This window comes from Acinetobacter sp. UBA6526 (assembly GCF_002434875.1).
Taxonomy (GTDB): Bacteria; Pseudomonadota; Gammaproteobacteria; order Pseudomonadales; family Moraxellaceae; genus Acinetobacter; species Acinetobacter venetianus.
In genome coordinates this window covers 1-6,514 of record NZ_DJLC01000097.1, presented here as the reverse complement: position 1 = coordinate 6,514, position 6,514 = coordinate 1, and the positions used below count along the sequence as shown (strand labels likewise).

Sequence of the window (6,514 nt, the reverse complement as noted above, 5' to 3'; positions counted from 1 at the left end):
CTACCAACTGAGCTATGGCCCCAGTTTGTGTGAGCGCAATATTAGGGGGATTGCGCTCACACGTCAATGATTAAACTGAATTAAGTCTCACTATTTGCATCATTTTTCGGCAATTTTAGCGATTCATTTAACTTTTCCCAAACTTTCAGTTCTTTCTTGCTTGGACCACCAACAATTTCAAGTGCATTGCGTAAGCGAGCGAAAGTTAAATCAGGACCAATTGTTACCATTGCTTGCATTACAGGCGTTGAGCTGGTTGAGCCTGCAATCGCAATAAAGAATGCTGGCATAAAGTCGCGTAATTTAATTTCCATTTGTGCAGCCAAATCCATCAATGTTTGACTTACGGTGTCATTGTTCCACGTAAACTGACTTTCTAAACGCCAGATCGCAAATTGTAGGCTTTGACGAACCTGTTCTTCGGTCAACTTCTTGCTTTCGAACTGTGCTTTGCTGATTTGTGGCATGTGGTTAAAGTAGAAACCAGCCCAATTCACAGCTTCAGAAAGTAAGTTGATACGGGGTTGAATTGCAGCAGCAATATCTTCTAATGTTTGACGATCACTTTTCCATGCCAATAAACGATCAAGCAATTGTCCTGGAGTCAGGCCTTTAATCCACTGACCATTGAGCCAGTTTAGTTTCTCGACATCAAAGATTGGACCACCCAATGACACGCGTTGCACATCAAAGTTCTCAATCATGTCTTGTAGCGTGAAGATTTCACGCTCATCAGGCATTGACCAGCCCATGCGACCTAAATAGTTAAGCAATGCTTCTGGTAACACACCGATGTCACGATAGTAATTGATCGAAGTTGGGTTCTTGCGTTTAGAGAGTTTTGATTTATCTGGATTACGTAATAATGGCATATGGCAAAGCGTTGGCATTTCCCAACCAAAATATTGGTAAAGCAATTGATGCTTTGGTGCTGATGGTAACCATTCTTCGCCACGGAGTACGTGCGTGATTTCCATCAAGTGATCATCTACAACGTTTGCAAGGTGATAAGTTGGCAAACCATCTGTTTTTAACAGAACTTGCATGTCAACTTGTGCCCACGGAATTTCAACTTCTCCACGGAGTAGGTCATTGATTTTACAAATCCCTTCTTCAGGTACTTTCATGCGGATGACATGCGGCTCACCAGCAGTAAGGCGACGTTGTACCTCTTCAGTAGAAAGCTTCAATCCGCGACCATCATATTTTGGTGTTTCACCACGCGCTTGCTGTTCAGCACGCATTTGATCTAGCTCTTCAGCAGTGGCAAAACAATAGAAAGCGTGACCTTTTTCAACAAGTTCTAATGCATATTGTTTATAAATACCCATACGCTCAGATTGGCGGTATGGTGCATGAGGGCCACCGACATCAGGACCTTCTGACCAGTTGAGGCCTAACCAACGTAGTGAATCCAAGATCATTTTCTCAGATTCAGGGGTAGAGCGAAGTTGGTCCGTATCCTCAATACGTAAGATAAATTCTCCGCCATGCTGTTTTGCAAAACATAAGTTAAATAACGCGATATAAGCAGTTCCTACATGTGGAAAACCTGTAGGAGAGGGAGCAATACGAGTACGGACTTTCATAAGAGATCGGATTTAAAATTAGAAATTGAAACTATTATAACGAAAAAGCCTAGTCACGGAATGACTAGGCACATTTAAACATGCGAGGGGTTACATATTTAAAGTATTAAGAATTATGCGGTTGAAAAATCGTTTGAACAAAGCGAGAAAAACGCTCATGTTGGCTAGCAAAGAAATTTTGGCTTGGTGTTGTGCGAATTGTATTAAGCATTTTGATCTCATCATTAGTTGATGGAATCATCGCTGTATTACGTTTCTGTTGATCAAGTGCTTTAACAATAAGAGAAGAAGATTTGTCTACTGATTTTATGTTATTACTTTCTTTGATTGCAGCAGCATGACCCATCTGTAGAGAGCAGACTAAAAATACGCTTAAGCATAGAGTTTTTTTCAATTTTAATGCTCGCATTGCTAACATCCCCTTCATGATTTCGAGTCTACAAGACTAACTAAACAAATATAGTATTGCTTTAATGATACGATTCAAACATAAATCTTAATAAAAAAGTAGAACTACGTCACACTTTTTACAAAAAAGATAAACTTCCAGTAAATTTCTACTTAATATTTATAGCTGTGTGGCTAGTTTGTGTGCAAGTCAAATTTAGCAAGCAAATATGTAGAAAACATGGAGACTGAAGATTTAAGGAACATTATCTACTTTTGTACTTTCATTTTACTGTTATCTATATGAAAAGTTCGTATATCTAGAATTAAGCATAATAAATATTATATTGATATAAGTTATTGATTGTAAAATATTTTATCTAAAATATAGTGGTGTGAATATTTATGAGTTAGGGGCTGTATAAATGAGAAAGATATTTGCGATCGCATTGCTTGGCTTTGGTTTAAATGGTGTAACACAGGCGGCAACCACATTTTTGAATGTATCTTATGATCCAACACGTGAATTTTACCAAGAATACAATCAAGCTTTTGGACAATATTGGAAATCTAGAACAGGTCAAGAGGTTGATTTTAAACAATCACATGGCGGTTCAGGAAAGCAAGCGCGATCCGTTATTGATGGTCTACAAGCTGATGTAGTTACTTTAGCTTTGGCAAACGATATTGATGAAATCGCAAATGCGGGTTTAATTCGCAAAGACTGGCAAAAACAGTTTAAAGATAATTCAGCTCCATATACCTCAACTGTTGTTTTCCTTGTTCGGAAAGGCAATCCTAAAAATATTCGAGACTGGAACGATTTAACCAAAGCGGGTGTGGAAATTATTACACCCAATCCCAAAACAGGTGGTGCACCGCGATGGATTTATTTATCTGCTTGGGGATATGCGCTTAAACAACCAAATGGTAATGATGCAAAAGCACGTGAATTGGTCAAAAAACTTTATCAAAATGTCAAAGTTCTAGATTCAGGTGCGCGAGGCTCGTTGACTACCTTTGCTGAGCGCGGTATCGGTGATGCATTGCTGTCTTGGGAAAATGAAGCACTACTAGCCACAAAAGGATTAGGTCAAGACAAGTTTGAGATCGTTTATCCATCTATTTCGATCTTGGCTGAACCTTCTGTTGCTATCGTTGATAAGACGGTAGATAAAAATGGTCATCGTAATCTGGCTCGTGGATATTTAAACTTTTTATATTCACCATTGGGTCAAGAGTTGGCGGCTAAACATTATTTCCGTCCACGTAATCCTCAAGTTGCTGCAAAGTACGCTAAGCAATTTCCAAAAATCAAACTTTTTAATATTAATGATGTGTTTGGTGGCTGGGCAAAAGCGCAAAAAACACACTTTGTAAATGGTGCGATCTTTGATCAAATTTATGCCGAAAAACCATAAATGTTGAGTGTGTGCCTTTGAGGAAAATGATTAAAAAAGCAAATACAGCGCGTATTTGCTTTTTTATTGAGTGAAAAATCGAAAGAAAACGGTTTTATCTATGAAAAGTTAAGAATTCTCTACAAAAAGTCGTTTGGTGATGGCATAAAACAAGGTGATAATGTGCAGTTACATTTTTAGCTGTTGATTGCATTGTTATGTCGCATATTTCTGTCTTACTTCATGAAACCGTTGATGGCGTACTGGCAGGCCGTGACACAGGTATTTTTATTGATGCGACCTTTGGTCGTGGTGGTCATACTCAATTATTGCTTTCAAAATTAGATGCCAATGCGCGTGTTTATGCTTTTGATAAAGATCCACAAGCACTTGAAGTTGCAGCACAATTAGAACAAGAAGATTCACGTTTTAAAATTATTCATGCAAGTTTTGCAGATATTCAAGCTGAACTCAGCAACATTGGCATTACTGAAGTTGATGGCATTATGGCTGACTTGGGTGTGTCATCTCCGCAACTAGATCAAGCTGAGCGCGGTTTTAGCTTCATGCATGACGGTCCGTTGGATATGCGTATGGATAACTCACAAGGTTTGACAGCGGCCGAATGGTTGCTCGAAATAGAAGAAGAAAAATTAGCAAACATTATCTATCAGTATGGTGAAGAGCGTTATAGCCGCCGTATTGCTAGAGCCATAAAACAAGCTGGTGAAATTACAACAACAGCACAACTCGCTGAGATTGTTAAAGTTGCTCACCCTAAATGGGAAAAGCATAAACATCCTGCGACACGTACATTCCAAGCGATCCGTATTGAGATTAACAAAGAACTAGATGATATTGATGTATTTTTACCGCAAGCTGTAGAATTATTAAAACCAAAAGGGCAATTGGCCGTGATTAGCTTTCATTCTTTGGAAGATCGTTTAATCAAACAATTCATTCAAAAAGAATCGAGCTTGGCTGAAGACGCAGGTTGGGGAATGCCTCAAGCGCAGGTTGATACTCGACGATTGAAAAAAGTTTCTCGTATTCGTGCGAGTGAAGCAGAAGTAAAGGCAAATCCTCGCTCGCGTAGTGCATGGCTTCGTGTTGCAGAGCGCTTAGAGCAAAAAGGCAAATAATGAACAACAAGAATGATGACGAAGTCGTATCCAACAGCAAAAAGGGACTGAAAAAAGTTATTGTTTATGCTGTACTCGTTGCATCGGTGTTTATCAGTGCGATGATGGTGGTATTTCAGGTGTTTGAATATCGTCATGATTATCGAGATTTGAGTTCCTATATGCGTGAAAGAGATGATTTAAACGCAGAATGGGGACGTTTGCTGATTGAACAACAGACTTTTGGTGCGACTGCCCAAATTGGTTCGCGTGCGGTAACACAATTACGAATGTTTTCACCACCAGCTACGCAAACTGTAGTGATTTCTTTACCTATGACTTCAGAGCAAGATAAATAAGGCATGCTGTATGGCAGATAAGCGAAGCAAACCAATACGAAAAAAACAGCAATCCATTTCGGAAAAACCAACCCTTGCTCTCGATATGTGGCGATTTTATTTGCTCTGGGGTGTTGTGCTCCTTTGCTTTGTGGTGTTGGTTGCGCGTGCCTTTTATGTGCAAGTTGTGAATAAGGATTTTTTACAGAATAAAGCGAATGCCAATATTCTTCGTACAGAGCGTTTAGAGGCGATGCGTGGTGTGATTAGTGACCGTCATGGTGTGCCTTTGGCAATCAGTACACCGATCATGAAGATTGTGATTGACCCAAGAGATTATTGGGAAGCGAAAAAGCAATTTGATGAGATCACTGAAGAGTTAAAGAAAGATCCAACCAATCGTAAATTGAAACGTCAGTTGCCAGATAAAAATCTAAATTTAGATGAGTTGGCAGATGCAGTAGGTATTGATCGCCAGTCACTTCGAAAGCAAATGAATGATCGTCAACGCTCGCGCTATTTGGTACTGCAAAAAGAAGTGCCGCCGCAGCAAGCTGATTTAATTACTAAACGTAATTTCCAAGGTGTATACGCAGAAAAAAGTTATAAGCGTTATTACCCACAACCTCAACCAAACGCTCAGATCATTGGTTTAACCAACAGTGAAGGACGCGGAATTGAAGGTTTGGAAATGCAGTTGAATAAACAGTTGTCTGGTGTGGATGGTGAGCAAAAAATCATTCGTGATAAGAAAGGCAATCGTTTAAAAGTTTCTGAAGTGATCAAGGAAGTTGAATCTGGGGAAAATATTACCCTGAGTATCGACTCGCGTTTGCAATACATCATGTATCGTGAACTTACTGCTGCGGGGGTGGCAAATAACGCTCGCTCTGCAACCGCAATTGCAGTGGATGTAAAGACGGGTGAAATTCTGGCGATGACCAGTTGGCCGTCTTACAATCCAAATGATAAAAATGGTTTGAGCAATAAAGACGCGATGCGTAACCGTGGCGCAATTGATATGTTTGAGCCGGGTTCGACGATGAAACCATTTACTATTGCAGCGGCATTAGAAAGTGGAAAATACACACCAAACACAATCGTCAATACTGCACCGGGTTCAATGAAATTGGGTTGGCATACAATTCGTGATACGCATAACTATGGTGCTTTAACTGTTACAGGCGTCATTGTTAAATCCTCAAACGTTGGTTCAGCAAAGATTGCACTATCTTTGCCAAAAGATACCATTCCTTCTTTCTTTAGACGCGTTGGTTTTGGTCATCGTTCGGATGTGAAATTTCCGGGTGAGAGTGCGGGTTTGCTCTATCCAGCGGATAAGATCAACCCTTCTCAGCTTGGTACCATGGCATACGGTTATGGTTTGAATGCCACAATCCTTCAGTTGGCGCAAGGTTATGCGATGTTGGCCAATCATGGGGTTGAGATGCCACTGAGTCTGCGTAAGCTAGATAAACCACCTGAAGGAACACAAGTTGTATCACCTAAAATCGCTGATGAAGTATTGTTGATGCTTGAACAAGTGACGATGCCGGGCGGTACGGCAAAACAAGCCGTGATTCCAGGCTATCGAGTGGGCGGTAAAACAGGTACGGCACATAAGTTGCGTGCAGACCGAAAAGGCTATTCAAATACTGAATATCGTGCACTTTTTAGGT

6 protein-coding genes are annotated in these 6,514 nt (G+C 40.2%); 4 read left to right on the top strand and 2 right to left on the bottom strand.

Annotated features, from left to right (window positions below; genetic code table 11):
* Window positions 1–80: 80 nt before the first annotated feature.
* Window positions 81–1,589 (bottom strand): glutamate--tRNA ligase, encoded by a 1,509-nt coding sequence (gene gltX, locus B4237_RS06295; RefSeq protein ID WP_004877858.1) that lies wholly within the window; start codon window positions 1,587–1,589, stop codon window positions 81–83.
* 106 nt (window positions 1,590–1,695) lie between these two features.
* Window positions 1,696–1,935 carry a hypothetical protein gene (locus tag B4237_RS06290; protein ID WP_017196760.1) on the bottom strand — a complete coding sequence of 80 codons (240 nt, stop codon included), beginning with the start codon at window positions 1,933–1,935 and terminating at the stop codon, window positions 1,696–1,698.
* Window positions 1,936–2,401: 466 nt separating this feature from the next.
* Between B4237_RS06290 and B4237_RS06285 the strand changes: the two genes are divergently transcribed.
* From B4237_RS06285 to ftsI, 4 genes are all read left to right on the top strand, one after another.
* Window positions 2,402–3,397, top strand: a complete 996-nt coding sequence (locus tag B4237_RS06285) for a sulfate ABC transporter substrate-binding protein (RefSeq protein WP_286942222.1) — start codon at window positions 2,402–2,404, stop codon at window positions 3,395–3,397.
* 197 nt (window positions 3,398–3,594) lie between these two features.
* The gene (rsmH, locus tag B4237_RS06280) at window positions 3,595–4,518 is read left to right on the top strand and encodes a 16S rRNA (cytosine(1402)-N(4))-methyltransferase RsmH (protein ID WP_286942220.1); all 924 of its coding nucleotides are present in this window, start codon (window positions 3,595–3,597) and stop codon (window positions 4,516–4,518) included.
* Complete coding sequence (ftsL, locus tag B4237_RS06275; RefSeq protein WP_004877852.1) at window positions 4,518–4,856, top strand: cell division protein FtsL; 339 nt, start codon at window positions 4,518–4,520, stop codon at window positions 4,854–4,856. The genes rsmH and ftsL overlap by 1 nt, the downstream gene beginning before the upstream one ends.
* Before the next feature lie 10 nt (window positions 4,857–4,866).
* Window positions 4,867–6,514, top strand: a 1,648-nt coding sequence (gene ftsI, locus B4237_RS06270) for a penicillin-binding protein PBP3 (RefSeq protein WP_286942218.1), incomplete at its 3' end; no start/stop codon positions are given.